16 protein-coding genes and 1 pseudogene are annotated in these 26,733 nt (G+C 71.4%); 4 read left to right on the top strand and 13 right to left on the bottom strand.

All coding sequences use genetic code 11. From position 1 onward, the window contains the following. Positions 1-2: 2 nt before the first annotated feature. A pseudogene (locus ACFIMZ_RS08845) lies at positions 3-9,639 on the bottom strand (amino acid adenylation domain-containing protein). 231 nt (positions 9,640-9,870) lie between these two features. Between ACFIMZ_RS08845 and ACFIMZ_RS08840 the strand changes: the two are divergent. Then, entirely contained in the window at positions 9,871-11,619 is a 1,749-nt protein-coding gene (locus ACFIMZ_RS08840; protein WP_431822286.1) for a cyclic peptide export ABC transporter, read from the top strand. A 211-nt stretch (positions 11,620-11,830) separates the two neighbouring features. Beyond that, entirely contained in the window at positions 11,831-12,250 is a 420-nt protein-coding gene (locus tag ACFIMZ_RS08835) for a bleomycin resistance protein (protein ID WP_431822285.1), read from the top strand. Between the two features lie 81 nt (positions 12,251-12,331). On the opposite strand, the gene ACFIMZ_RS08830 is transcribed toward ACFIMZ_RS08835, so the two are convergent. The 7 genes from ACFIMZ_RS08830 to ACFIMZ_RS08800 form a co-directional block, all read right to left on the bottom strand. Next, positions 12,332-13,351 carry an ABC transporter substrate-binding protein gene (locus tag ACFIMZ_RS08830; protein ID WP_431822457.1) on the bottom strand — a complete coding sequence of 340 codons (1,020 nt, stop codon included), beginning with the start codon at positions 13,349-13,351 and terminating at the stop codon, positions 12,332-12,334. Then, positions 13,348-14,148, bottom strand: coding sequence for a siderophore-iron reductase FhuF (gene fhuF, locus ACFIMZ_RS08825; protein ID WP_431822284.1), 801 nt, complete (start codon positions 14,146-14,148; stop codon positions 13,348-13,350). Before fhuF ends, ACFIMZ_RS08830 begins: the two co-directional genes overlap by 4 nt. Beyond that, complete coding sequence (fhuB, locus tag ACFIMZ_RS08820) at positions 14,145-16,241, bottom strand: Fe(3+)-hydroxamate ABC transporter permease FhuB (RefSeq protein WP_431822283.1); 2,097 nt, start codon at positions 16,239-16,241, stop codon at positions 14,145-14,147. The genes fhuF and fhuB overlap by 4 nt, the downstream gene beginning before the upstream one ends. After that, the gene (locus tag ACFIMZ_RS08815; protein ID WP_431822282.1) at positions 16,238-17,086 is read right to left on the bottom strand and encodes an ABC transporter ATP-binding protein; all 849 of its coding nucleotides are present in this window, start codon (positions 17,084-17,086) and stop codon (positions 16,238-16,240) included. The genes fhuB and ACFIMZ_RS08815 overlap by 4 nt, the downstream gene beginning before the upstream one ends. Beyond that, on the bottom strand, positions 17,086-18,093 hold the full coding sequence (locus ACFIMZ_RS08810) for a TauD/TfdA family dioxygenase (RefSeq protein ID WP_431822281.1): 1,008 nt from the start codon (positions 18,091-18,093) through the stop codon (positions 17,086-17,088). Before ACFIMZ_RS08810 ends, ACFIMZ_RS08815 begins: the two co-directional genes overlap by 1 nt. Positions 18,094-18,127: 34 nt before the next feature. Continuing rightward, positions 18,128-18,370: an MbtH family protein gene (locus tag ACFIMZ_RS08805; RefSeq protein ID WP_076481100.1), complete on the bottom strand. Its 243-nt coding sequence runs from the start codon at positions 18,368-18,370 to the stop codon at positions 18,128-18,130. Between the two features lie 94 nt (positions 18,371-18,464). Beyond that, entirely contained in the window at positions 18,465-19,133 is a 669-nt protein-coding gene (locus ACFIMZ_RS08800; protein ID WP_431822280.1) for an RNA polymerase factor sigma-70, read from the bottom strand. Positions 19,134-19,365: 232 nt separating this feature from the next. On the opposite strand from ACFIMZ_RS08800, the gene ACFIMZ_RS08795 reads away from it, so the two are divergent. Together ACFIMZ_RS08795 and ACFIMZ_RS08790 are read left to right on the top strand one after the other, a co-directional pair. Further along, a complete protein-coding gene (locus ACFIMZ_RS08795) occupies positions 19,366-19,605 on the top strand; it encodes a hypothetical protein (RefSeq protein WP_431822279.1) in 240 nt (79 codons plus the stop codon). 56 nt (positions 19,606-19,661) lie between these two features. Continuing rightward, the gene (locus ACFIMZ_RS08790; RefSeq protein ID WP_431822278.1) at positions 19,662-19,802 is read left to right on the top strand and encodes an HHHH-motif protein; all 141 of its coding nucleotides are present in this window, start codon (positions 19,662-19,664) and stop codon (positions 19,800-19,802) included. Between the two features lie 57 nt (positions 19,803-19,859). On the opposite strand, the gene ACFIMZ_RS08785 is transcribed toward ACFIMZ_RS08790, so the two are convergent. The 5 genes from ACFIMZ_RS08785 to ACFIMZ_RS08765 form a co-directional block, all read right to left on the bottom strand. Beyond that, a complete protein-coding gene (locus ACFIMZ_RS08785; RefSeq protein WP_431822277.1) occupies positions 19,860-21,203 on the bottom strand; it encodes a calcium-binding protein in 1,344 nt (447 codons plus the stop codon). 73 nt (positions 21,204-21,276) lie between these two features. Then, positions 21,277-22,305, bottom strand: coding sequence for a fimbrial protein (locus tag ACFIMZ_RS08780; RefSeq protein WP_431822276.1), 1,029 nt, complete (start codon positions 22,303-22,305; stop codon positions 21,277-21,279). Continuing rightward, positions 22,302-23,045, bottom strand: a complete 744-nt coding sequence (locus ACFIMZ_RS08775; RefSeq protein WP_431822275.1) for a fimbrial biogenesis chaperone — start codon at positions 23,043-23,045, stop codon at positions 22,302-22,304. Before ACFIMZ_RS08775 ends, ACFIMZ_RS08780 begins: the two co-directional genes overlap by 4 nt. Positions 23,046-23,061: 16 nt before the next feature. Then, positions 23,062-25,515: a fimbria/pilus outer membrane usher protein gene (locus tag ACFIMZ_RS08770; RefSeq protein ID WP_431822456.1), complete on the bottom strand. Its 2,454-nt coding sequence runs from the start codon at positions 25,513-25,515 to the stop codon at positions 23,062-23,064. 121 nt (positions 25,516-25,636) lie between these two features. Beyond that, complete coding sequence (locus tag ACFIMZ_RS08765) at positions 25,637-26,149, bottom strand: fimbrial protein (RefSeq protein WP_431822274.1); 513 nt, start codon at positions 26,147-26,149, stop codon at positions 25,637-25,639. Positions 26,150-26,733: the final 584 nt, after the last annotated feature.

Below are 26,733 nucleotides of genomic sequence, written 5' to 3'. Positions count from 1 at the left end.
CCTTATTGAATTTCCAGTTCGCCGAGCAATGCGTCGATCGCGCTCGCCGCGTCGGTCGCGCCACGCGCCGCGCAGGCCGCGTCGAGCGCCTGCGCGCAGCGCGCGAGCGTGCGGGTGTCGAACAGCGTGCGCAGCGGCAGCGCAAGGCCCCAGTGCAGGTTCGCCTGCGCATGGGCCTGCGTCGCGAGCAGCGAATGGCCGCCGAGCAGGAAGAAGTCGTCATCGCGGCCGATCGCGTCGACGCGCAGCACGCGCTGCCAGATCGCCGCGAGCGCGCGCTCCGTGTCGGTCGCGAGCTCGGCCGTGGCCGCCGCCTCGCGCACCGGCGCCGGCAGCGCATGGCGGTCGCACTTGCCGTTCGGCGTGACGGGCAGCGCGTCGAGCGCGATCAGCTGCGACGGCACCATGTAGGCTGGCAACTGCGCGCGCAGCGCGTCGAGGAGCGCGGCCGGGTCGAGCGCGCCCGCGTCGCCGCCGGCGACGTAGCCGACCAGCTGCTCGTCGCGCACCACGACGACCGCGTCGTGCACACCCGGCGCCGCGCGCAGCAGCGCCTCGATCTCGCCCGGCTCGATCCGCTGGCCGCGCAGCTTCACCTGCGCGTCGACGCGGCCGAGGTAGTCGAGCGCCCCATCGTCGCGGCGCCGCGCCAGGTCGCCGGTGCGGTACATGCGCGCGCCCGGCACGAACGGATCGGGCACGAAGCGTTCGGCCGTCAGCCCGGGCCGGCCGAGGTAGCCGCGCGCGAGGCCCGCGCCGGCCAGGTACAGCTCGCCGGTCGCGCCCGCCGGCACCGGCTGCCATGCGGCGTCGAGCACGTGCAGCTGCAGGTTCGCGATCGGATGGCCGATCGGCACCGCGTGCGCATGCGCATCGGCCGGGCCGCAGGTCCAGTGCGACACGTCGATCGCCGCCTCGGTCGGCCCGTACAGGTTGACGAGCGTCGCGCGCGGCAACAGGCGCGCGACCTTCGCGACCAGCTCGGGCGCGAGCGCCTCGCCGCTCGCGACGATCAGCCGTACGCTGTCGCATTGCGCGGCCGCGCCGAAATCGTCGAGATGCGCGGCGAAGGCGGCCAGCATCGACGGCACGAAATGCAGCACCGTCACGCGGTGCGCGTGGATTGCGGCGGCGAGGCGCGCCGGATCGCGATGGTCGCCGGGCGCGGCGATCGCGAGCTTCGCGCCCTGCGACAGCGGCCATACGAACTCCCACACCGACACGTCGAAGCCGAACGGCGTCTTGTGCAGCACGACGTCGTCGCGCGTGAGCCGGTACGCATGCTGCATCCACGCGATCCGGTTCGCGAGCGCGCCGTGCGTGTTGCCCGCGCCCTTCGGCTTGCCGGTCGAGCCGGACGTATAGATCAGGTACGCGAGCTGCGCGTCGGCGACCGCGACCGGCTCGGTCGTGTCCGGAGCGATGTCCTGCGCGAGCAGGTCCGCCACCGTCAGCAGCTGCGTGTCGGCGGTGTCGCCCAGCGCGGCTTCGACCTGCGCGCGCAGGTGCGCCTGCGTCAGCACGACCGCGGGCCGCGCATCGCGCAGCAGGTACGCGATGCGCTCGGCCGGATAGTCGGGGTCGACCGGCAGATACGCTGCGCCGGCCTTCAGCACGCCGACGAGCGCGCTCACCATGTCGAACGAGCGCTCGACGCACAGCGCGACCGGCGTATCGGGCTGCACGCCGTGCCGGCGCAACGCGGCGGCGATCCGCGACGTGCAGGCGTCGAGCTCGGCATAGGTCATCCGGTTCAGGCCGCCGTGCGCGTCCGCGTATTCGAGCGCGACTGCGCCGGGCGTCGCGCGGGCCGCCGCTTCGAATTGCGCGTGCAGCGGCAGTTGTTGATGCGCCGACCACGCGCGGGCGGTCGCCTCGCGCTGCGCGAGCGCATCGCGCGCCGCGTCGCCGCCGATCGACAACGCGCCGAGCAGCGCATCGGGCGTGCTCGCCAGCGCGTCGAGCGCGCACGCGAACGCGCGATGCCAGGTCTCGACCTGCCCCGCGTCGATGCGCGCGGTGTCGTAGCCGTAGTCGATCGTCAGGTCCGCGCCGCTCTCGATCACGAGCGTCAGCGCGAAATCGGTCGCCTCGATGCTGCGCACGTCGCGCAGTGCGAGCGCGCGCGGGTCTGCGTCGTGCGCCGTGTCGTCGACCGGATAGTTCTCGAACACGACCAGCGTGTCGAACAGCGCGCCGCCGGCGCCGCGCGCCCAGCGCTGGATGTCGGCGAGCGGCGCATGCGCGTGCTCGGCCGCCGCCGCGTTGTCGCGCTGCAGCGCCTGCAGCCAGTCGGCCGCGCGCTGCTGCGGCGCGGGCGCGGTGATCACCGGCACCGTGTTGATGAACAGGCCGAGCACCGCATCGACGTCCGGCAGCGCGTCCGGACGGCCCGCGACGGTCGCGCCGAACGCGACCGCCGGCTGGTGCGTCATCCGCTGCAGCGCGAGCGCCCACGCGCCCTGCACCAGCGTGTTGACGGTCAGCTTCAGCGCGCGCGCCGTTTGCGCGACGCGTGCGAACGCGCCCGCATCGATGCGGGCGCGCCACGTGAGCATCGTCGCGTCCGCGCGGTCGGCGGTGCGCTCGGCGATCAGCGTCGGCGCGTCGAGCCGCGCGAGCCGCCCGGTCCAGAAGCGTTCGTCCGCGTCGCGGTCGCGCGCGCCGAGCCACGCGATGAAATCGCGGTAGCGCAGCGCCGGGCGGCTTGCGAACGGCGACACGGCGTCCGGGTCGCGGTAGTCGCGCAGCACGTCGGCGAGCAGCCGCGCGGTGCTCCAGCCGTCGAGCAGCACGTGATGGCGGGTCCACACGATGCGCCACGCGTCGTCGGTCACGCGGATCAGCGTGAGCCGCATCAGCGGCGGCTGGTTCCAGTCGAAGCCGCGCGCGCGGTCGGCCGCGAGCCACGCGCCGAAATCCGCGTCGAGCGTCGCGCCGCGCGTGCGCCAGTCGAGCTGCTCGACCGGCAGCGCCGCCTGCCGGTGCACGCGCTGCAGCGGCGCCGCTTCGTCCGGCATGATGCTGGTGCGCAGGATGTCGTGCCGCGCGATCGATGCGTCGAACGCGGCCGCGAGCCGGTCGGCGTCGAGCGCCGCCGCGGTCGCGACCAGCTGGTTCACGTAGCTCGCATGGCCCGGCGCGAACAGCGCATGGAACAGGATGCCCTGCTGCATCGGCGACAGCGGATACACGTCGTCGACCGTGCGCCAGTCGAGCGGCGCGCGCTCGATCGCCGCCTGCGTGAGGCCAGCGCCCTGCGCGAGCGGGAAGTCGCCCGGCGTCGCGCCGCCGCCGCGATGGGCGATGCGCGCCGCGCACGCGTCGACGAGCGCGACGAGCGCCGCCGCGAACCGCGCGGCGAACGCGTCGATCGTCGCGCGCTCGAACTGCGGCGCGCCGTACACCCAGTGCAGCTTCAGCGTGCGTCCGCCGTCGTGGTCCTCGTCGAGATACGCGTGGATCGCAAGCGCGTTGCCGAGCGGCCCCTGCGGATCGCGCTCGACGCCGGCGCCGCCGAAACGCGGCACGAGCGTCGCGTCGCGCGGCGCGTCGAACTGGCCGAGATAGTTGAAGGTCACGCGCGGACGCGGCACCCCGGCCAGCGCCGCGCGCGTCGCCGCATCGCCGTAGTGCGCGAGCACGCCGAAGCCGAGCCCCTTGTGCGGCACCGCGCGCAGCGCGTCCTTGACCGCGCACAGCGTGTCGCGCGCGCTCGCCGCGACCGGCAGCGAAACCGGGTAATGGCTCGTCAGCCAGCCGATCGTACGGCTCGCATCCGCATCGTCGAACAGCGCCTCGCGGCCGTGCCCTTCCAGTTCGACGCGGCACGACGCCGCGTCGCGCCCGTCGGTCAGCGCAATGGCAAGCGCGGCGGCGAGCAGCTCGATCGTCTGCGTGCGGTACGCGGCGTGCGCGTCGGCGAGCGCCGCGCGGGTCAGCGCGGCGTCGATCGTCTGCACGACGACGGCCGCGTCCGCGTGGGTCGCCGGCGCGTCCGGATGGTCGGGCGCGATGTCGTCGCCTTGCGCCATCCCGGTCCAGTACGCGATTTCGTTCGCGAACGGGGACGCCGGATCGGTCGCCGCGCGCGCGAGCCGCGCGGCCCACGCGTCGGCGCACAGGCCCTGCAGCGCGAGCCGGACCGGCCGTTGCTCGCAGGCGGCGCGGTACGCGGTGTCGAGATCGTCGAGCAGGATTCGCCACGACACGCCGTCGACAATCGCATGGTGGATCGCGACGAACAGCCGCGTCGCGCCGTCCGGCAGCCGCGCCGCGCACGCGCAGGCGAGCGGCCCGCGGCCGAGATCGAGCCGGCGCTGCAGCGCATCGAAGTGCGCGAGCGCGTCGGCGTCGTCGCGCGCGGCGACTTCGACGAACGGCAGCGCGTCGTACGGGCGCTGGGCGTCGTCGGCCTGCCACGCGCCATGCGCGTCGCGCGTGAAGCGCCGGCGGAACGCCTCGTGATGCGTGAGCAGCGCATCGAACGCACGCGCGAACGCGGCGGGATCGAACGACCCGCGCACGTCGAACGCGATCGCCTGGTTCCAGTGGCCCGGATGCGGCACGTCGAGCGCGAAGAAGCGCTGCTGCGCGGGCGTCAGCACGCGCGCGGCGGTCGCTGTCGTCGCAACCTGCGCGACCGGGGCGGGCTGTGCCACGTCTTCCGTCTTCGCGACGCGCGCCAGCTCGGCGAGCGTCGGGCCGTCGAACAGCTGCTTCGGCGTGAAGCGCACGCCGCGCTTGCGCGCGCGGGCGATCACCTGCAGCACGAGGATCGAGTCGCCGCCGAGTTCGAAGAAATTGTCGTCGCGGCCGACGCGCGGCGCTTTCAGCACCGCCTGCCAGATCTCCGCGAGCGTCGTCTCGACCGCGCCCCGCGGCGCGTCGCCTTGCACGCTCGCGGCGGGCGCGGCGGCCAGCGCGCGCAGCGCGGCGCGATCGATCTTGCCGTTCGCCGTCACCGGCAGGCGTGGCAGCGCGACGATCTGCGCCGGCACCATATGGTCCGGCAGCGTCGCCGCGAGCCGCGCGCAGCGCGGCCTCGTCGAACGCCGCACCGTCGCGCGCGACGACGAACGCGACGAGCCGCAGGCGACCGTCGTGCTCGACCGCCAGCGTTTCCGCCTGTGCGATGCCGTCGGCCGCGCGCACGGCCGCGCTCACCTCGCCCGGCTCGACGCGATAGCCGCGGATCTTGACCTGGTCGTCGATCCGCCCGAGGAATTCGATGCGGCCGTCCGTGCGCAGCCGCACACGGTCGCCGGTGCGGTACACGCGCGCGCCCGGCGTGAACGGATCGGGCAGGAAGCGCTCGGCGGTCGCCGCCGGCCGGCCCCAGTAACCGCGCGCGACGCCCGGCCCGCCGAGATACAGCTCGCCGGTCGCGCCCGCCGGCACGCACGCGCCGAACGCATCGAGCACGACCGCGCGCGCGTTCGGCAGCGGCCCGCCGAGCGGCACGCCGCGCGCCCCGTCGTGCACATCGGCGGCCATCGACGCCGTGTCGCACGTCAGCGCGCCCACGGTCGCCTCGGTCGGGCCGTAGTGATTGATCACGCGGCACGCGGGCTTGAGCGCGGCGATGCGCGCGACCAGCGCCCACGCGAGCGTTTCGCCGCCCGTCACGAGCGCATGGCTCGGCAGCACGTCGGCCGGCGCGCGGGCTTCGAGCAGCGCCTGCAGATGGCTCGGCACGATCTTCAGCACGCCGACGTCGCGGCGGCGCATCTCGTCGGCGAATGCGTCCGGATCGAACGCGCACGACGCCGGCAGCAGATGCAGCGTGCGACCCGCGCACAGCGCGCCGAACAGCGTCGTATGGCCGAGGTCGGCCGCGACCGTCGACACCATCGCGAACGACGCGTCCGGCGCGAACGCGAGTTCGTCGAGCATGCCCTGCACGTAGTCGGCGAGCGAGCGATGCGACACGACGACGCCCTTCGGCGTGCCGGTCGAGCCGGACGTGTAGATCAGGTACGCACCCTGGTCCGGGTGCGGCGCGATGCGCGCGGCGGCCGCCTGCGCGAGCGTCGCGTCGGCCGCGAGCGCGTCGACGTCGAGCGCCTGCGCGAGCGTGCCGGCCGGCCATGCGGCGTCGCCGACGACGAGCGCCGAGCGCGCGCGGCAATCGGCGGCGGCCGCCGCGAGCCGCTCGGCCGGCTGCGCCGGATCGAGCAGCACGGCCAGCGCGCCCGCCTTCAGCGCGCCGAGCAGGCCGACGACGAAGCGTGCCGAGCGCTCGATGCAGACGACGACCGGTTCCTCGGCCGCCGTGCCGCGCAGTTGCAGCGCGCGGGCGACGCGATCCGACGCGTCGTCGAGTTCCGCGAACGTCAGCGACGCCGCCGCATCGGCCAGCGCGACGCGATGCGGATAGGCGGCGGCCTGCCGCGCGAACGCCGCGACGACGTCCGCGTGTTCGGGCGTCAGCGCCCTGCCGTCGCGCGGCTGCCGCGCCGCGCTCGCGCCGTCGCACGGCAGCGCGGTGGTCGCGCACCGCGGATCGCGCGCGGCGGCCGCGACGAGCGCCGCGTAGCTGGCGAGCCACGCGCGCGCGGTGTCGGCGTCGATGCAGTCGGTCGCATACGCGGCGACCAGTTCGATGCCGCTCGCATCGTCGGTGAAATCCAGCGCGAAATCGAAGCGCGCGGCGAGATCCGGCCCCGGCGTCGCAACCGCGGTCGCACCCGGCAGCGCGCTGTCGAGCCGCGCGTCGAACTGCTGCGCGAACTTGACGCGCAGCCATTCGTCGCCGCGCCGCACCGGCGGCTTCACCGCGTCGACGACGCGCTCGAACGGCACGTCCTGATGCGCATAGGCATCGAGCGCCGCCGCGCGCACCGCGTCGACCAGCGCGGCGAACGGCTGCGTCGGCGCGACGCGCACGCGCAGCGCCACCGTGTTCAGGAACAGCCCGAGCAGCGCGCGCGTTTCCGGGCGCTGCCGGTGCGCGACCGGCACCGCGACCACGACGTCGGTCGCGCCGGTCAGGCGCGACAGCCACGCGTCGAGCGCGGCCATCAGCACCGTGAAGACCGTCGCATGCGCGTCGCGCGCGAGCCGGCGCACGTCGGCCGCGACCGCGTCGGGCAGGCGCAGCGACGTGCGCGCGCCGTGCAGCGTGCGCGCCGCGCCCGGCTGCCGGTCGACCGGCAGCGCGAGCGGCCCCGGCGCATCCTGCAGCGCGGCGCGCCAGTAGTTCAATTGCCGCTCGCCCTCGCCGCCCGCGAGCATGTCGCGCTGCCAGTCCGCATAGTCCGCGTACTGGATCGGCAGCGCGGGCAGCGCCGGCGCGACGCCGTTCGCATACGCGCCATAGGCCGCCGTCAGCTCCTCGAACGCGCAGCGCGAGCTCCAGCCGTCGGTGATCGCGTGATGGGCGGTCAGCAGCAGCCGGTGGCGGTTGTCGGCGAGCGCGACGAGCGTCGCGCGCACGAGCGGGCCTTCGGCGAGGTCGAACGGCGCGCCGGCGTCGCGCTCGGCGAGGATTGCCGCCTGCGCGTCGCGGCCGGCCGGCGGCAGGCCGCGCAGGTCGACTTCGGCGATCGCCACCGGCAGGCGCGCGTGGATCCGCTGCATCACGACGCCGTCGTCGTTCTCGACGAGCGTCGTGCGCCACGCGTCGTGCCGGCCGATCACGTGATCGAGCGCGCGCTGCAGCGCGGCGCGGTCGAGCGCGCCGTCGATCGTCCAGTGCGCGGCGATGTGATAGGCCGCGCTCGCGTCGCGCGTCTGCGCGAGCACCCAGAAGCGCTGCTGCGCCAGCGACGCCGCGCGCTCGGCATACGGTGCGCCGGCCGGCGCACCGGCGCGCGCCGCGATCGCGACGAGCGGCGCGCCGGTTTCGCGCTCCGCGCGGTCGATCGCGTCGGCCAGCGCGGCGAGCGCCGGGTCCGCGAACAGCATGTCGAGCCGCAGGTTGACGCGCCATTCGACACGAATCGCCGCCTGCAGCTGCATCGCCGCGAGCGAATCACCGCCCAGCGCGAAGAACCGGTCGTCGCGCGACGGCGGCGCGTCAAGGCCGAGCAGCGTCTGCCAGAGGTCGGCCGTGCGCCGCTCGGTGTCCGTGCGCGGCGCGTCGCCGGCCGCGCGGTCCGCACGTGCCGCGGCGATCCGCTCGCGCAGCGCCGCGCGGTCGAGCTTGCCGTTCAGCGTGTACGGCAGCGCGTCGCAGCGCACGTACCGGTGCGGCTGCCAGGCGGCCGGCAGCTGCGCGGCGACGTGCGCCTTCAGCGCCGCGTCGTCGGCCTCCGTGCGCAGCGCGACGCACGCGACGAGCCGCGTCGGGCCGCCGTCGGTTTCCGCGACCACCGCCGCGTCGGCGACGGCCGGATGCGCGCGCAGGCACGCGGCGATTTCCGCGGGCTCGACGCGCACGCCGCGCACCTGCACCTGATCGTCGAGGCGGCCGAGGTAATCGAACGCGCCGTCGTCGCGCACCCGCGCGAGGTCGCCGGTGCGATAGACGCGCGCGCCCGGCGCGCCGTCCGGATCGGGCACGAAGCGCTCGGCGGTCAGCGCCGGACGGCCGTGATAGCCGCGCGCGAGACAGACGCCGCCGAGCAGCAGCTCGCCGGCGCCGTCGAACCCGTCGACGCGGGCAACGCGCGGACCGATCGGCCGGCCGATCGGCAGCGCCGCGAACGCGTCGTCCGCGGCGAGCGCGGGCGTCTCGCCCGGCTCGACCGGCCACAGCATCGGCGAGATCACCGCCTCGGTCGGCCCGTAGCCGTTGATGAGCCGCACCGCCGGAAAGGTGTCGCGCACGAACTCGAACGCCTGCTGCGGCAGCGCCTCGCCGCCGAACGCGAGCACGCGCAGCGCGGGCGGCACGCCGTCGCGCGCGGCGAGCGCCGCGAACTCGCGCAGGTAGGCGGGCGGAAACGCGGCGACGCTGACCTGCTCGCGCACCATCAGCGCATGCGCGGCGTCCGGCGCAAACGGCTGCGGCGGCGCGACCGCGAGGCTCGCGCCGACCGCGAGCGGCGCGAGCCAGCATTCGTGCGCGGCGTCGAAATTGACCGACGCGAAATGCAGCAGCCGGTCGCCGGCCTCGATCGGCAGCGCGGCCGCGAGCGCATCGCAATGCGCGGCGAGCGGCCCGTGCTCGACGACGACCGCCTTCGGCGTGCCGGTCGAGCCCGACGTGTAGATCATGTAGGCGGCCGCGCGCGGATGGACCGGCGCGTCGTCTTCATCGGCGCACGCGAGCGCTGCGTCCGCCGTGTCGGCATCGACGTCCGCGACGTCGAACGCGTGCGCGAACGGCGTGCCGAGCGCCGCGCGCCCCGCCGCATCGACGATGCCGTGGCGCAGGTTCGCGTCGCGCACGATCCAGTCGAGGCGCGCGGCCGGGTGCCGCGGGTCGAGCGGCACGAACACGCCGCCCGCCTTCAGCACGGCCAGCAACGCGACGAACAGCTCGCACGAGCGCTCGACGCACACGCCGACCCGCACCTCGGCACCGACGCCCGCCGCGCGCAGCCGCCGCGCGAGCTGCGACGCGCGCGCATCGAGCGCGCCGCGCGTCAGGCGGATTTCGGTCGGAAAGGAGACGGCGAGCGCGGGCGCGTCGGGCGCGCGGCGCGCCAGCTCGCGGATTCGGTGGTGCAACGCAGTCGGGAAACTCGTCATGGGCGTGAAGTCCTTCAGGTCCGGCCGCTACGGCCAACTCACGGCGCCGCGCTGGGCGGCTTCACTGGTGTGACGAACGGCGCGGCCGGTTTTTTACCGTTTTGCGCGCAATCCGCCGATGACTAAATATTTCGGCGGCCCATTCGTCTATTCGACAGGAGGCGCACCGCGCGCCATTCGTTCTCCGTTGTCCGTTCCCCGCTGTTCGTTCTCACTTAATTGACGTTGCCGATGACCGCCGCCCACGAGCCCTCTCCGCCGCCCTCCCGCCCGCCTGCCGCCGACGCCGCGCCGCCCGCGCGCCCGGCGACGCGCCTGATCCTCGCGCTGCTGCGCGAAAGCCGCGCCGCGCTCGCGCTCGCGCTCGTCGCCTGCGTGCTGAACGGCATCGCGAGCGTGCTGCTCGTCGCGACGCTGAACCGCGCGCTCGCGCAGCCGGTCGCGGCCGACGCCGCGCTCGCGTGGCGCTTCGCGCTGTGCGCGGTGATCGCGCTCGTCACGCGGATCGTGTCGGGCGTGCTGTTCGCGCGGCTGTCGCAGGACACGATGGCGCGGCTGCGCGCGCATCTCGCGCGCCGCGTCGGCGCGGCCGAGCTGCGCGACGTCGAGCGCATCGGCGCGGCGCCCGTGCAGTCGGTGCTGACCGACGACGCGACCAACGTGTCGATGCTGTTCTTCGCGCTGCCGAACCTCGTGATGCACGGCTCGATCGTGTTCGGCTGCCTCGGCTATCTCGCGTGGCTGTCGTGGCCCGTGTGCGTGCTCGCGCTCACGGCGATCGTCGCGGGCTCGCTCGGCTATCACACCGGCGACCGCCGCGCGATCGCGTCGCTCGAAGCGGCCGGCCGCGCGCAGGACAAGCTGTTCGGCTATCTCGGCGCGCTGTTCTCCGGCGCGAAGGAGCTGAAGCTGCACGACGCGCGCGCGCGCCAGTTCGTCGACGGCCAGCTCGGCGCGGCGATCGGCGAGGTGCGCGACCACCGCCGCCGCGCGTTCAGCGCGTATGCGGTCGGCGTCGGCTGGATCATCTTCCTGTTCTATGCGTTCCTCGGCGCGGCCGCGTTCTGGCCGCAGCTCGGCGCGCACGCGGACCCGGGCGCGACGGCCGGCTACGTCGTCGTGTTCCTGTTCATGCTGGTGCCGCTCGACGGCCTGCTGAACAACCTGCCGACCGTCAACGCGGCGCGCGTGTCGCTCGCGCGCATCGAGGACGTGATGGCCGAATTCGGCGCGCTGCGCACCGCGCCGCCCGCGAGCGACGTGCAGCACGTCGCGCCCGCCGGCGCGGTCACGCTGCGCGGCGTCACGCATTCCTATTTCCACGAGCGCGACGAGCGGATGTTCCGCATCGGGCCGATCGACCTGACGCTGACGCCCGGCGAGCTCGTGTTCATCGTCGGCGGCAACGGCAGCGGCAAGACCACGCTCGCGAAGGTGCTCACCGGCCTCTACGAGCCCGAGGAAGGCGCGATCGAGGTCGACGGCCGGCCGGTCGGCTGGCGCGAGCGCGCCGCGTACCGGCAGCGCTTCAGCGCGGTGTTCAACGATTTCCACCTGTTCGACGCGCTGCTCGGCATCGTCGACCCGGACGATCCGGCGCGCGCGCAGGCCGACGCGCGCGCGAACGCGCTGGTCGCGAAGCTCGCGCTCGACCACAAGGTGAAGGTCGTCGACGGCGCGTTCTCGACCCGCGCGCTGTCGACCGGGCAGCGCAAGCGGCTCGCGCTCGTCGTCGCGTATCTCGAAGACCGGCCGTTCTACCTGTTCGACGAATGGGCCGCCGACCAGGACCCGACGTTCAAGGCGGTGTTCTACGAACAGCTGCTGCCCGAGCTGCGCGCGCGCGGCAAGGCGGTGGTCGTGATCACGCACGACGACCGCTACTTCGATCTGGCCGACCGCGTGCTGAAGCTCGACAACGGACGGATCGTCAGCGATACGACGCCGGCCCGGCAGCGGGTCGATGCGGTGAATGCGTGACGGGCGGGCGCCGGCGCGGCGGCTTGCCGCTGCACCGGCGAGCCCGGCTCGACGTGACCGGGCCCATGGGCCGGCGCGGCGCGCAGGACGCATGCGAAGGCCGGGGCATGGCCGGGTATGATGGGCGGCACTTCGTCGAGGCCGCGACGGCCTGCGCTGAATCTTCCGCTGCGCGCGACGCGGCTCACTGCAGCAATCAAGGAGACCCGCAATGGAATGGGCCGCTCTCGTTCCGGAACTGATCTGCACGGACCTCGTCCGAAGCATGACGTTCTATCGTGACCTGCTTGGCTTCCGGGTTCGCTTCGAGCGTCCCGAGGATCGCTTTGCCTATCTCGACCTCGGGCACGCCCAGCTGATGCTCGAGCAACAGCATCCGGAGAGCTGGCTGACCGGCCCGATGCAGTTCCCGCGTGGGCAAGGCATCAATCTGCAGATCGAGGTCGACTCGATCGAACCCATTCACCACCGCTTGCGCGACGCGGGCATCGCGCTGTTCGCCGAGCCGCGGACATCCTGGTATCGCCAGGACGATCTGGAGCACGGCCAGATCGAGATGCTGGTACAGGACCCCGACGGTTATCTTCTGCGTCTGGTGGAAATCCTGGCCGAGCGGCCGTATCGGGCGTAGCCGGCCCTCCGTCTCCCGAGCGTCCGCACGCGTGGCGACAGTGCGAGGGGCGAATGCATCGCCGTGACGCGCGGCCTCGCGTCAGCGCACCGGCGGCAACGCCAGCAGCGTATCGGTCATCACGTCGGCCAGCTTCAGCGCCGACATCGGGCCGCCGAAGCCCCAGATGTTGCGTTCGATCAAAGCGATCCGGTTTGCCTTGCGCGCGGGCACGTATTGCCAGACCGGCGAATCGAGTTTCGCGTCGAGCGGCACGTCCATGCCGGTCGCGGTCACGAACAGCACCGCCAGGTCGCGCTGCGTCAGCAGGTCCGCCGACGTCACGTAGCGCGTGCCCTCGCGGGTCGGCTTCTTCGGCCACAGATCGAGGCCGAGCGCGCGCGCGAGTCCGGCCGCCGTGCTGTTGCCCGTATACGCCCAGTAGCGGTCGGGCAGCCCGAGATCCTGCAGCAGCGCGACGCGTTCGTGCTGCCTTCCGGCCGCCGCGAGCCGTTTCGCGTTGCGCGCGAGGCCCGCGTCGAGCTGCGCTTCGACCGCCTGCGCGCGCGCGCTGCGCCCCGTCACCGCGCCGATCGTGCGGAAGATCTGCCGGGTCCAGTCGAGCTGGGTCACGGGCACGCCGCCTTCGTTCACGTTCGGGCTGAACTGGAACAGGATCGTCGGTGCGATCCGGTCGAGCGCCGCGAAAATCGGCGCATGCCGGAAGCCGACGCCGATGATCAGGTCGGGCTTGACCGCCGCGATCGCCTCGAGCCCCGGCTCCTGCCGCGAGCCGACGTCCGTCACGTGCGCGAAGCGCGCGTTGTCGTAGCCGAGCCAGCCCGGATAGAACGCGGTGTCGACCATCCCGGCCGGCGTGATGTCGAGCGCCGCGAGGGTTTCGGCGAACATGAATTCGAGCGCGACGACGCGCTGCGGCCGCACCGGCATCGCCGCGCTCGCCTGCGAGACGACCGGATTGCCGGTCAGCGACACGCCGGCCGGCATGCCGCCGCTTGGCCCGCGCGCGGCATCGCCGGCGGCGGCCTGCGCGGCCAGCGGCCAGCCCGCGCCGAGCGCGGCGAGCTGTGCAAGCGCCCGCCGCCGGCCAGGCGCCGTCAGCGAATCGCGTCCTGCCCGGCCAGCGCCGCGTCGTCCATCGTCAGTAGCAAGGGGCAGCTTCCACACAGTTGCGTTTCTCCAGGGATTTCGTAGCGCAGGCAGCACACGCGGCGCGCGCGGAACGGCGTCGGCAGCAGCGGCGAGCGCGGCACGGCGTCGCGCACCGGCATGCGCAGCGGATTGGCTTCGCCGTCGACGCACGCCGACCCGAACAGCCACGCGGCGTCGCGCACGGGGTCGGCCACGCACGGCTGCGCGCGACAGGCATCGAGCAGGTAGTCGAGCAGATTGCCCGCGTTGCTCCACAGCACGCGCGGCGTAACGCGGCCCATCTCGGCCAGCAGGTCGATCACCGCGCCGAGATGCGCGACGAGCCCCGCGTAGCGCGGCGCCGGATCGTCGCAGGGCTCGCCGAGCGCGTCCTGCGCGAAGACCAGCCCCGCGGGCATCCCGTCGTCGAGCACGACGAACGTGCATTCCGGAGCCATGTCGAGCGGCCGGCCGAGCAGCAGCGCGGCGACGACGCCCGCGGGCGCCGCGCGGCCGAAGTAGTACTTGCTCCATTGCGACAGCAGCGCGCGCGCATGCACGGCCGGATCGCCGCCGTAGTGACGGACCATCGCGTCGAGCAGCGCGTCGCGATGGTCGGGCAGCGCGGTCACCGGCACGATGCGCGCGCCCGATGCGCGCGCGTCTTCGGGCATGCCGAGCCACACCGCGTCGAGATACGGCGCAAATGCGGGCGGCGCGAACGACGCGAAGCACGTCGCGCGCGCGTCGACAACCGGCGGCGTCATCGCCCCACGCGCCGCGCGCGGCGCGCCTCGACGATCAGCAGACCGAGCAGGTACGGCGCGCCGATCAGCGCGGTCAGCACGCCGGCCGGCACTTCGCGCGGCGCGACGGCCGTGCGGGCCGCGACGTCCGCGAGCCCGAGGATCAGCGCGCCGCACGCGGCCGCGAGCCACAGGCGCGTGCGATGGCGTCGCGCGCCGAGCATCGTCGCGACGTGCGGCGCCATCAGCCCGATGAAGCCGACCGGCCCGACCGCCGCGACCGCCGCGCACGCGGCGAGCGTCGCGATCACGAGCGCGAGCGGCCGCAACGCGGCGATCGGCAGGCCGAGCGCGGCCGCCTGGTCGTCGCCGAGCGCGAGCATGTCGAGCGGCTGCGCGAGCCACGCGAATACCGGCACCGCGAGCGCGCACCACGGCAGCAGCATCGCGACCTCGCCCCAGCTGCGCCCATAGGTGCCGCCGACGAGCCACACGACGAAGCGCGCGGGCTGCACGCTTTCCTGCGTGATCAGCCATTCCGACAGCGTCGTCCACAACGTGCCGATCACGATCCCGGTCAGCGCGACCGCAAGCGGCGCGTAGCGATGACAGTGGTTCAGGCCGAGCGTGATCGCAAGCGACACGCCGCCGCCGAGCAGCGCCGCGCCCGCCAGCATGCCTTGGCCGGCAAGCGGCCAGCGCGTCAGCGCAAACAGCGTGACGAGCGCCGCGCCCTGCGTGACGCCGAGCACTTCCGGGCCCGCCAGCGGATTGCGCACGACGCTCTGCATCGCGACGCCGCTCGCGGCGAGCAGCGCGCCGGCCAGCATCGCGCACAGGAGCCGCGGCAGGCGCAGGTCGATCAGCATCCGCGCGACCGGGTCGGCGCCCGACAGCGCCGCCTGCCAGCGCGCGGGCGTCAGCCATTCGGGGCCGGCCGACGTGCCCGCGAGCAGCACGAGCGCGCCTGTCAGCGCGAACAGCGCGGTGCGCCGCGGCCAGCGCAGGCCGTCGAGCCAGCCGACGAAGCGGGTCGCGCGGCCGAGCGCCGCGCGCTCGGGTCCCGCATGCAGCACGCCGGACCACGCGGCGCCGCGGCGGATCAGCGCGAGCATCAGCGGCGTGCCGACGAGCGCGATCGCGACGCCGGTCGACAGCGTCGTGTCGAGGCCCGACGCGAGCACCGCGCTGTCGGTCACGAGCACGAGCGCGCCGCCCGCCAGCGCGGACAGCGGCACCAGCGCGGCGAGCCGCGCGGCGCGCGCGCCGCGGATCTGGCGCAGCAGGTTCGGCGCGACGAGGCCGACGTACGACAGCGGCCCCGCGATGCTGACCGCGACGCTCGTGAACGCGACCGCGACGACCGTCGCGGCGAGCCGCGCCGCATCGACGCGCACGCCGGCCGCGGCCGCCGCGTCGTCGCCGAGCGCGAGCGGATCGAGCGGCCGGATCACGAACGGCAGCGCGGCGAGCGGCAGCACGAGCCAGCTCGCCGCGAGCTTCAGGCCGGTTGCGCCCGGTTGATAGAGGCTGCCGTTCGCCCACAGCGCGGCGCCCGCGATGTTCTGCTCGAAGAACGCGAGCAGCAGCGTCGACAGCGCGGCGAACAGCAGCATGCAGACGCTGCCCGCGAGCACGAGCCGCAGCGGCGTCGCGCGCCAGCCGCCCGCCGCGAGCATCGCGCACGCGGCGGCGGCCAGCCCGCAGACGAACAGGAGCGGCACCGACGCGACGCCCGCGAGTGCCGGCACGAGCATCGCCGCGAGCAGGCCGAGCTGCGCGCCGCCCGTCACGCCGAGCAGGTCGGGCGACGCGAGCGGATTGCGCGTCGCCGACTGGAACAGCGCGCCGGCGATGCCGAGGCAGCCGCCCGCGACGAGCGCGGCCGCGACGCGCGGCAGGTTCAGGTCGAACAGGAACACGCGCGCGAGCGCGTCGGCGTCGCTGCCGGGCGCCGCGCCCAACCACGCGCGCAGGTCGGGCGCGGCGCGCAGCGCGGCAATGCACGCGATCAGCAGCAGCATGCCGATCGCCAGCGCGCCGGCGCGGCTTCGCTGCGCCACGTTGCCGCCGGCGGTTGCCGCGCGGCGTCTGCGCATCGCGAATGTCGTCATGTGGCGAAATCCCGGTCGAACACGGCGGCCGGCGGCGATGCGTCGGCGGCGGACGGCCCGTACGCCGGCACGCACATCGGCGCGCCCGTCTGCGGATGCGCGAGCTTCAGCATCTCGACGCCGAACGCCGCGCGCAGGCGCGCCGGGTCGAGCATCGCGTCGGGGTTGCCCTGCGCGACGACGCGGCCCGCGCGCATCAGCACGATCTCGTCGCTGTACGCGGCGGCCTGGTTCAGGTCGTGCAGCACCCACACGATCGTCAGCCCGCGCGCGCGGTTCAGCGCGCGCAGCGCGTCGAGGATGTCGAGCTGGTGATGGATGTCGAGATAGGTGGTCGGCTCGTCGAGCAGCACGATCGGCGCCTGCTGCGCGAGCGCCATCGCGATCCACGCGCGCTGCCGCTCGCCGCCGGACAGCGCGCCGACGTCGCGGCCCGCGTCGCCGGCGAGCCCGCTCGTCTCGAGCGCTTCGTCGATCGCGACGTGATCGGCGCGCGACAAGCCGCGCAGGAAGCCGCCGTACGCATAGCGCCCGTACGCGACGAGCTCGCGCACGGTCAGGCCGGACGGAATCTGGTTGAACTGCGCGAGCATCGTCAGCTCGCGTGCAAGCGCGCGCCGCCGGAACGACGCCAGCGGCATGCCGTTGACTTCGACGTGGCCCGCCAGCGCAGGCTGCAGGCCCGCGAGCGTGCGCAGCAGCGTGCTTTTTCCGCAGCCGTTCGGGCCGCACAGCGCGGTCACGCGACCGGCCGTGATCGACAGGTCCAGACCGTCGATCACGACATGGTCGCGATAACCCACCGTCAGCCCCCGCGCGGCAAGCGCGGCGGTACTACGCGTCATCAGTCCTCCGTTCGGTCGCGCGGGACCGTGTAGCTCTGCGCCATCGCGACGACGACCTTGCGCGGCCCTTCGAACGGGTCGCGCGCGTGCGCGGTCAGCATGTTGTCGAGCATCAGCACGTCGCCGGTTTGCCACGGGAACACGATCCGCTGCCGGTCGAGCACCGCGCGAATCTCGGCGAGCGCGTCGGCTTCGAGCGGCGCGCCGTCGCCGTAGTAGACGTTGCGCGGTACCTGGTCGAGCCCGACCGCGTCGACGAGCGCTTCCTGCATGTCCTCGTCGAGCGCGGACAGATGGAACAGGTTCGCCTGGTTGAACCAGACCCGGTCGCCCGTGCGCGGATGCCGCGCGACCGCCTGGCAGCGCTCGCGAGTGCGCAAGAGCGGCTCGCCGTCGTCGTCGGTGCGCCACGCGCAGTCGATGCCGCGCGCCGCGCACATCCGCTCGACCTCGCGCGCGTCGTCGGTGCCGAACGCCTGCTGCCACGGCAGGTCGAGCCCCTGGCCGAAATTGCGCACGTACAGCAGCTCGCGCTGCTCGAAACGCGCGACGAGCGCCGGGTCGAGCGCGCGATACACCGCGCGGCTGTCGGCGATCGGCGTCGCGCCACCCCTCGGGGCCGCGAGCGCGCAGTGGAACCAGATCCGCATCGGCCATTCGCGCGTGTACGACTGCTCGTTGTGCAGCGGGATCGCGCGATGCGGCGGATATTCGGTCGACGTATACACCGCGCCTTCGACCTGGCTGCGCGGCGTCGACGCGTATTCATAGCCGATCAGCGGATCGCCGAACGCGGCCGCGAACTGCTGGAACGCGTCGATCGACGGCACGTGGAACCCGGTGAACAGCACGCCGCCCGCGCGCTCCAGCGTGTCGGCCGCGATCGCGCGCGCAAGCGGCGCGAGCGCGTCGATCGACATTCCGTCCCCGCCCTTCGGCGACACGACGGTGGGCAGCCCCGGCTCGATCCGCAGGTCGTCGAGCGTCGGCAATGAAAGCAGGGTCATGCAACGTCCTCTTCAGATGGGCCCTCGGCGCTGCTCACGACGCGCGCCGCGCGGTTTCGCCGTCCATCGCGCGGCGCAGGCTCGCGGGCCGCATGTCGGTCCAGACGGTCTCGATGTGCGCGAGACAGTCGGCCTTCGGGCCGCGCACGCCCGCTTCGCGCCAGCCGGCCGGCACGGCGCGGAACGTCGGCCAGATCGAATACTGTTCTTCGTCGTTGATGACGACCGTGTAGACGAGGTCGTCGGTGTCGGCGGAAGGCGTCGTGGCTTGCGTCATGGTCGAAAGTCGGTCGGAAATCGCCGGAGGCGGTTGAAGGAAGCGGAGCGGCCCGGCCGCCCCTGTCGAATAGACGATCGGGCGGCGCGCTTTTTTACCGGCGCCGCGCGCGGCCGCCGCAGAACACGGGGCACGCGACGCCGCGCTGGCACGCATCGAGGCATTCGGCGCAGTGGCGCTCGGCGTCGCGGATCATGAAATGCACGAGCGTCTGCGACACGTTCAGCGCGCGCGCCGCGCTCTGCAGCGTCTCCTCGCGCAGCCGCACCATCTCGAACGCCGCGCGGCTGCGCGCCGGCAGGTCGTCGAGCGCGGCCGACACGCGCCGCAGCGTGTCGCGCGTCATCAGCGCCGCTTCGGGCGTCGGCTCCGACGAAGGCACGTCGAAGCCATCGTCCTCGTCCGCGTGGTAGAGGCTCTCGAGGTTCTGGCGGCGGCACGCGTCGATCGACGCGTTGCGCACCATCCGCGTCACGTACGCGACCGGCTGGCGCACCGCATCCTGGTTCGGGAAATCGACGAGCTTCACGAACACGTCGTGCACGACGTCCTCGGCCCGGCTCGCGCAGCCGACGAAGCTGCGCGCGACGTTGACGAGCATCGCTCGGTGGGCGATCAGCACGTCGAGCAGCGCGCCCTGCGCGCTCGGCCTGGCCGCGCGGCGCGCCCGCGGCGCGGGCCTGGACGGCCGATCGGATGGACTGCCGCGGAACGGGTTCGCCGCTGCCGTGACCGGTCGTTCGAGCACTTCCGCCATTGCCATCGATTCGCTCCGTCCAATTTCGAGATAGCAAAATCTAACGCAAACGCAAATCATTCTCAATACGATTCTTAAATACCCCTTCGGATTGGTCGGATTTGTATGAATAAAGGCGGGGATTGAGCCCGGGGCGCGGAAGCGTCCGATTGCGCGCGTCATTTGCCGTAGCAACTTCTTACCGCACGAAATCCGGCGGTCCCGTACGATCGGCTCGCCGTTTCAACAGGAGAACGCCATGAAGACGATCGTGTTATCCGCCGTGATGGCCGGCGTGCTGTCGAGCGTCGCGCTGACCGGGTGCGTCGCGTACCCGGCTCCCGCAGAAGTGACGCTCGGCTGGCATGGCGATCGCTACTGGGACGGGCACCGCTACTGGGAGCGCCGCGATTGGGAAGCGCAGCATCCCGGCTGGCGGGACGAGCGGCGCGACGATCGGCATGATGACCGTCGTGACGACCCGCGTCCGCAATGGTAGCCCCGCCCTTTTCCGCGACTTTTTTGCGCTGAACTTCCGAACAACAGGACCCGAACATGAAAACGCTGCTGAAGACCCTGACCGTTGCCGCCGTTGCAATCGCCGTGCTCGCGCCTGCCATCGCCGAAGCGCATCCGCATCGCGAATGCCGCTTCGATCACCATCATCATCATCGGGTGTGCCGCTGGGTGCGATGAATGCGACAAGGCGCCGGCATGCCGGCGCCTTTCTTCATCATGCGCGTCGATCAATGGTCAACGTGTTGCCTGCAAAGGCATCCGGCACTGCGCAAGCCACACACGGCCGGCGGCCGCGCCGCACGCATTGCCGCGCAGCGGCGCTCGTTGCTTCGACGACGACTTGAGCGACGCCACCTTCGGCTGCGACGTCCCTACCCGCGGCGCGTCCGCACCCGGACTCGCCGGCGGCAGCGACCGCAGCGTCGCCGCATCGATGTGCACTTGCCAGAACTGCGGCCGCCAGTCAGGATCGTCGTCGCGATAGCCTTGCCCGGTGATGGTCTGTCCATCGGGGCTGACGCCGATCACGCCGGTCAGCTTCAGCGTACCGACCGAAATGCCGGCGGCTTCGAGCAACGCGGCGAGACTGCGCATGCCGCTTTGCGGCGTCCAGATGTAGGCTCGCGACGGCTCGCGGCGCCGGCTATTGCCCGACTCGCCGATCACGACGCGCCCGTCGGCGCTGATCGACGACGCGCTGCTGGTGTCGTCGCCTTCGAGAAACCCGAGCCGCTGAATGCCGTCGCCGCCGTTCGTCCATCGCACGGCTTCCGAATCGACCCGCTGTCCGTCCGGCGTGGACAGCAAGGTGCCGATGCTGCCGGCGATCGTCCGGCCGTCTTCGGTCACGCCCGAGGCCATATCCATCCTGATTTCGCCCGTGCTGCTCGTCGGCAATAACCGGTCGCCGGATTTTTCGGTCCAAAGGAAGGCACGCGAGCCATATACGCCGTCGACATTGCCGGCGAATCCCGCCGCCGCGTTGCCGGACCGGTTCATCGCCAGAAGCTGAACGACATAATTGCCTCCCGACGGCAACTCGCGGAAGCCGGTGCGCTGGTCCCAAAGGAACCGTGCGTTCTGACCGTCGGGCGTGGTGAAGCGGCCAGTCATCCTGGAGCCGTCGCTGTTCCCGGCATCGACCGAACTCCCCCGGCCCGCCGAACGCGGAACGATTTCCTGGGCACGGCCGTCGCCGGGCCAGCGCACCGCCCATCGATCGAGGTTGCCGTCCGCCATGAGCGCGCTGATCGAGCCGCCGACGACCCGGCCGTCGGCCGACACCGTCTGTGCATAAGAGTCGTACGCGTTTGCCGGCGCGGCCAGCCGCTGCCAGCCGGTCGCGGCGGACCACGCAAACGCGACGACGTTGCCCGGGGACGTTTCGCTCTGGTATGTGCCGACGATCGTCTTGCCGTCCGCGCTGACTGCGCTTCCATAGTTGTGGCCGTCTCGCGGCCCGCCCAGATCGCCGAACACGGTCAATGAATAACCGCCTGCCGATACCGCCTGCGCGTGAACCGCGTTCATCGTCGAAGCGGCCAGCACTGCCGCGACGACGCTGCGCTTCAATTGCATCCCCCCTCCCCCGAAACGCCATCAATGGAATTCGGTGCGAACGGCGCGCATCCCCATGCACACCGCCTCACGCTCAATACAGGAAAATCCGGATCGTCGCCGACGCGTTGAACGGCCCGATCTTCGGTGGTCCGAACGACTTCAGCACCGCGTCGAGCATCACGGTCTGATTGGCGAGGTTGGCCGGAAACTGCGTGAGCACGAATTGCTTGTTGAACTCGATCGCCTTGCCCTGGCTGTCTTCGATGCCGATGCCGAAGTTGCTGTCGGCCGCCGGCACCAGCAAGCCGTTCTGCACGCTGCCCTTCGTCGCTTCGAAGTAGCCGTCGACCCGCACCGGGATGCTGCATTTCTTGGTCAGCGACAGCGAAAACCGCTTGCGCGGCACGGCCGGCTGGAACCCTCTGCCCGACGTCTGCACCTGCCCGAAATTGACGATGCCCGGCTCGGGCGTGACAAGCACGTCGACGAGGCACGGCGTCGGCTTCAGGTTGCGCATGCCGCTCAACTGATACCGGAAGCTCGTCGCCTTGCCGTTCAGGCCGAGCTCGCCGTCGAACTGGAATACCGGATAAATGTCGTTCGTCGGCTGCACCCATGCACCCTTCTTGCGCACTACGATTTGATAGTCGATGCTTATCTTCGTCTTCTCGCAGCGTCCGCGGTCGAAGTCGTATTGGCTGCACGGCGGCACCGAGAATTTGGTGGGTACGCCGCCGCCGGGGTTGCTGGTTGCATTGAAGTAATCGGCGCCCCCGTAACGGATGCCGATCTCGAGGCCCCACGCCGCCGGCGTCATGTGAGCCGGATTCGCGTAGAAATAGATGCGGTCGACGACCTCCAGGTTCTTCCCGCCGTCCTGATCCTTGTAGCAATAGCCTGACGTCGTGCGCGGCGGCGACACCCAGATCACGTACCCGTCCGGCGCATCCGTCGGATACGATGCGACGCCGCCGATCGGCTCGGTGAGCGACGGCGAGCCGCCGTTGGTCAGGCAGCGCAGCGCCCACGCCGGCTGCACCGCCGCGACCAGCACCGCGAGCACGACCCAGCGCAGCCACGCCGCCACCGGCGACACGCGTTGTCCCGCGCCCCCGCTCATTTCTTCACGCTCTTGCAAACGCCCGCCTCGCACGCATATTCGACCGCGACCTGGCCGCCGTAGTCATCGATATGCGTGACGAACAGCGTCGCGCTCGCCGCGCCCTTGAACGGCACGTCCGCGGTGCCCATCGGGCTCACCATCACCGGATCGGGCAGCACCGGCGTCTTCTGCGCGCCCGCCGCCACGTCGACCACCGTCACATGAAACGGCGTCGGGTTGTCGAACACGAGCTTGTGCGCGGCGGCGTCGACGCGCAGCGTCATCGGCAGCGTCGGGTCCTCGTCGCGCGACGGCTGCACGCCCTTCGGCCGGTAGAACAGCTTCATCTGCGTGTGCAGCGCGATCTGCAGCGCGTTCGGCGTGTCGGTCTTCGGCGGCACCTCGCGGATGTTCAGGTAGAACACCGTCTCGCGATCGGCCGGCAGCGCGGTGCCCGGCAGCTTCGCGATCCGCAGCACGTTGCGCTCGTTCGCCTCGACGCGCTGCAGCGGCGGCACGACCATCAGCGGCGACGTGATGCGGTTGCCCTTCGCGTCCTCGATCCACGATTGCACGAGGTACGGATAGGTCGTGCTCTTGTTCGTGATCGTCACGATCGCCGCCTGCTCGCCTTCGTTGAAGATCACGCGCGTGCGGTCCGGCACGATCGACGCGTGCGCGGCGCCCGCCAGCAGCGTGCCGAAGGCCGCGAGCGCGCAGGTCGCGCGCCGCAGGGAAAGAAAGGAATAAGGTTTCATCGCAGAATCCGTTGAGTCATCGTTCGGTCCGGCCGGTCGCCGCATGCGACGCGCCGGGCGGCTGGCACGTCACCGGAATCGGCGTGCCTTCGAGTTGGAGCTGGTCCGGCAGCACGTCGAGCGTGCACAGCGTGCGATCGCCCGCGCGCACGACCAGCGACGATTTCGGCTGGACCTGGGTCAGGTACGCGGCGCCGTCCTCGCCGACGATGCCGAGCTCCTTGCCGTTCGCCGGGTCCTGCACCGACGCGCCGAACGGCAGCGCCCGGCCGCTCGTGTCCGACAGCGTCAGGTACAGGTTGCGGCCGTGCGCGGCGGAGAACTTGACGAAGCCGATCGCGCCGTCGGTCAGCACCAGCCGCTGGATCGGGTTCGACACCTGGGTTTCGAGCGGCAGCTTCTCGACGTTGACCGTCGCGTCGTACACGTTGTACGGCGAGATGCTGTCGAGCACCGCGTAGCCGCGCGCATTGGTGCGCGACAGCGAGCCGGACAGCGGTACGTCCGGCACGCTGTCGGTCGACACCAGCAGGCGCGCGTCGCCCGCGTTGCCGTTCGCGTGCGCGGCGACGCCGTATTGCGTCGCGACCAGCGAGCCGTCGACTTCGAGCGACGCGGCCGCGTACGAATTCGCGACCGTCGACGCCTGCGCGGTGAGCTGGTACGACGACGTGCGCTGGCGGAAGCTCGCGTTCGCCGACGCGCGGCCCGCGGTCGAGCCGGCGGAAACCTGGTAGGTGCGGCCGTCCGGATCGTCGTAGATGTAGCCGGCGCTCGCGCTCGTGCTGCCGCCGCCCGTGGTCACGCTCGACGTGACGGTCTGGCGGTCGCCGATCGGCAGCGTCGCCGTCACCGAGAACTGGTTGCCGCTGCCGCCCGCGCCGAGCGTGCGGAACGCGGACAGGCTGACGTTCACGCGGCGCAGCGCGCCGAGCGAGAACGCGCGCGTCAGCGTGAGGCCGACGCGCTGGTCGGACGACCGCGCCCAGTAGGTCGTCTGGTCGTACGAGAAATAGGTCGAGGTTTCGCCGAAGCGCTTCGACAGCGTCGCCGAATAGCGCTGCTTGCTGTTCGCGAGGCCGTACGCGGTCGGGTCGCCCGAGAACTGCGAGAAGTTCGTGTAGTCGCGCTCGGAGAAGCGGTAGCCGAAGAAGCGCACGTCCGCGTCGAGCGAATCGAAGTGCTTCGAATAGTTGAAGCGGTACGAGTTGCCGTTGCGCGTCGCGCCGTTCCACCACAGCCGCGCGCTCGCATGCGTGACGTCGGCGGACACCGCGCCGAACGTGCCGAGGTCGCGGCCGACGCCGAATGCGACCGACGTATAGCCGGACGCGGCGATGAAGCCGCCGTACACGGTCACGTCGAACGGCAGGCCGTACGCCGCCTCGGCGAAGCCGAAGAACGGCGTAATGCCGGCGCCGCCGAACAGGCGCGGCTTGCCGACCGCGGCCTTGTAGCGCAGCTGCCCCTGGCGCGCGAGGAACGGCACCGACGCGGTCGTCACCTGGAAGCGCTGCACCGAGCCGTCCTCTTCCTCGACCGCGACGTCGAGCGTGCCCTGCACGCTCGTATTGATGTTCTGCAGCGCGAACGCGCCCGGCGACACGCGCGTCACGTACAGCACGCGGCCCTGCTGCGACACCGTCACGGTCGCGTTGGTGCGCGCGACGCCCGAGATCAGCGGCGCATAGCCGCGCATCGACGGCGGCAGCATGCGGTCGTCGCTGCGGATCGTCGCGCCGGTCAGCGCGAACGTGTCGAAGATGTCCGAGGTCAGGTAGTCGTCGCCGAACGACACCGTCGATTCGATCGACGGCAGCGCGCGAAACGCATAGAGCCGGCTGAAGCGGAACGTGCGGTCCGCATAGACCGTATTGCCCGCGTTCGATTGCGCCTGGTAGTCGCCGCGAAAGCGCCATGCGCCCCAGTTCGCGCCGATCGTCCCGTACGCCTGCACCGAATTCGTCTGGCTGCCCGCCGAGCCGAAGTTGCGGTTGGTGTTCGCGATCACGCGGTAGTCGAGCAGCGCGCCCGGAATGCCCTCGGTCCAGCGCTCGGGCGGCAGGTAGTACGCGTCGGTGTATTCGAGCGCCGCCTGCGGAATCGAGATCTTGAGGCGCCCGTCGCCCTTCAGGTAGCGCACGGTCACGCCCTCGATCGCGGCGAGATCGACGCAGCGGCCGCCCTGGAAGCGCGGCAGGTCCTTCGCGAGCGACGGCTTCAGGCCGAACTGCGCGACAAGCTCCGGCGGCAGGCAGGGCCGCCCCGCGCCCGACGCGTCCCCGGCGACGAACTCGATCGTCTGCAGGCCGAAGAACACGTCGTTGACCTGCACCTCGAGCAGGTACTCGCCCGGCAGCGTGAAATCGGCTTGCGAAAACTGCGACAGGTCGACGTTGCTCGCGCCGTCGATGCTCAGGAACGACGAATTGAATTCCGTCGCATGGCTCTGGCTGCCGACGGCCAGCACGGAGACGCAAAGGATGGAATGTCTGATTCGCACGAGAGGCTACCGGGGTTCCTGAACAGGGCGGGAAACGAAAAAAAGACGCGAGGAAGGGTGCGCGCACCCTTCCCCGAGAGGCGCAGGCTTACTGGTAGCGGACCGTGAAGTTCGCGACGCCGTCGGCGGTGCCCGGCGTCACGCCGGCTGCCGTCGCTTCGTACATGGCCGCGAAGCGCGCGACGTTCGTGCCGTTCTGCAGCACGACCGGCGCCTTCTGCTCGGCGCCGTTGTCGAGGTATTCGCCCGACGAGGCTTGCAGGCGGATGCCGACGTTGGTCGCCGAGCCGACGGTCGCGATCAGCTTCGGCTGCGTTGCGTTCGACGAGCCCGTGAACGTGAAGAACGCGTTCTTCGCGATGCTGGTGTCGCAGTCGGTCAGCTTGATGTCGAAGTTGGTCGGCGTGGACTTGTCGCCAGCCTGCTTGAACACGTTCGTCGGCACGAAGCCGAGACGCACGGTCTGGTCGACCGAGCCCGAGTCGATGCCGCATGCGCCGGCGACGATCTCGCCCGTGAAGTTGATCGTGCCGGTGCCCGCCGCGAAGGCCGAGGTGGACAGTGCAGCGAAGGCGACAGCGGACAGGAGGGTTTTCTTCATGTTCGATTCCGTATGTATGAATAGCAAAAGAAAGGGACGACGTGGCGGACACAACCGGTAGCGCGTGGCTCGCCCCGTCCGTCACGAGGCGGCATTATTGAGATAAATATGAAAGTTGTCTGTAAATCATTGTTAAATGCAATCTGACAATGCCGTTTTCACCGGATTTTGTATGATTATTTCCAGTCAGTTCACAATCTTTTTATTTTGATCTGCAATCCTGATTGACATTCTAAAAACGTCTGAAGATAAAGAACATTTGCCGACGCACCCCCGAAAAATCCGCCTCAGGCAGGCTGGCATTGACTTCGAACGATCCGGCACCACAAGGCCACAATCCTGTATCAATCCGCCATTCGTTGCCGATTCACAACGACAACGCACCGCCACTTTCAATGCTCAAGAAATTAACTTTTGATTGGCTCGCGACCCTCATTTCGCGCAATCGTTTGCGCGATCGATTTTAACGTTTTACATGCGTCACTTTGTCACCGATTAATCAAAATCACGTAATCGAATTGAAATACGGATTTGACAATTGAAGGACGCGCGCAGATGCACGCGCGACGGCGTCGTACCGTCGC

Origin of the sequence: Burkholderia sp. F1, from assembly GCF_050813845.1 — a bacterium.
GTDB lineage: Bacteria > Pseudomonadota > Gammaproteobacteria > Burkholderiales > Burkholderiaceae > Burkholderia > Burkholderia ubonensis.
Note: the sequence above shows the minus strand (reverse complement) of the source record. Positions and strands in the feature narration are given on the sequence as shown.

What these genes read in the sequence shown, in the direction of transcription:
- ACFIMZ_RS08840 (WP_431822286.1), top strand. Translation starts at nt 9,871, where the DNA reads ATGACCGCCGCCCACGAGCCCTCTCCGCCGCCCTCCCGCCCGCCTGCC.
- ACFIMZ_RS08835 (WP_431822285.1), top strand. Translation starts at nt 11,831, where the DNA reads ATGGAATGGGCCGCTCTCGTTCCGGAACTGATCTGCACGGACCTCGTC.
- fhuF (WP_431822284.1), bottom strand. Translation starts at nt 14,148, where the DNA reads ATGACGCCGCCGGTTGTCGACGCGCGCGCGACGTGCTTCGCGTCGTTC.
- fhuB (WP_431822283.1), bottom strand. Translation starts at nt 16,241, where the DNA reads ATGACGACATTCGCGATGCGCAGACGCCGCGCGGCAACCGCCGGCGGC.
- ACFIMZ_RS08815 (WP_431822282.1), bottom strand. Translation starts at nt 17,086, where the DNA reads ATGACGCGTAGTACCGCCGCGCTTGCCGCGCGGGGGCTGACGGTGGGT.
- ACFIMZ_RS08810 (WP_431822281.1), bottom strand. Translation starts at nt 18,093, where the DNA reads ATGACCCTGCTTTCATTGCCGACGCTCGACGACCTGCGGATCGAGCCG.
- ACFIMZ_RS08805 (WP_076481100.1), bottom strand. Translation starts at nt 18,370, where the DNA reads ATGACGCAAGCCACGACGCCTTCCGCCGACACCGACGACCTCGTCTAC.
- ACFIMZ_RS08800 (WP_431822280.1), bottom strand. Translation starts at nt 19,133, where the DNA reads ATGGCAATGGCGGAAGTGCTCGAACGACCGGTCACGGCAGCGGCGAAC.
- ACFIMZ_RS08795 (WP_431822279.1), top strand. Translation starts at nt 19,366, where the DNA reads ATGAAGACGATCGTGTTATCCGCCGTGATGGCCGGCGTGCTGTCGAGC.
- ACFIMZ_RS08790 (WP_431822278.1), top strand. Translation starts at nt 19,662, where the DNA reads ATGAAAACGCTGCTGAAGACCCTGACCGTTGCCGCCGTTGCAATCGCC.
- ACFIMZ_RS08785 (WP_431822277.1), bottom strand. Translation starts at nt 21,203, where the DNA reads ATGCAATTGAAGCGCAGCGTCGTCGCGGCAGTGCTGGCCGCTTCGACG.
- ACFIMZ_RS08780 (WP_431822276.1), bottom strand. Translation starts at nt 22,305, where the DNA reads ATGAGCGGGGGCGCGGGACAACGCGTGTCGCCGGTGGCGGCGTGGCTG.
- ACFIMZ_RS08775 (WP_431822275.1), bottom strand. Translation starts at nt 23,045, where the DNA reads ATGAAACCTTATTCCTTTCTTTCCCTGCGGCGCGCGACCTGCGCGCTC.
- ACFIMZ_RS08765 (WP_431822274.1), bottom strand. Translation starts at nt 26,149, where the DNA reads ATGAAGAAAACCCTCCTGTCCGCTGTCGCCTTCGCTGCACTGTCCACC.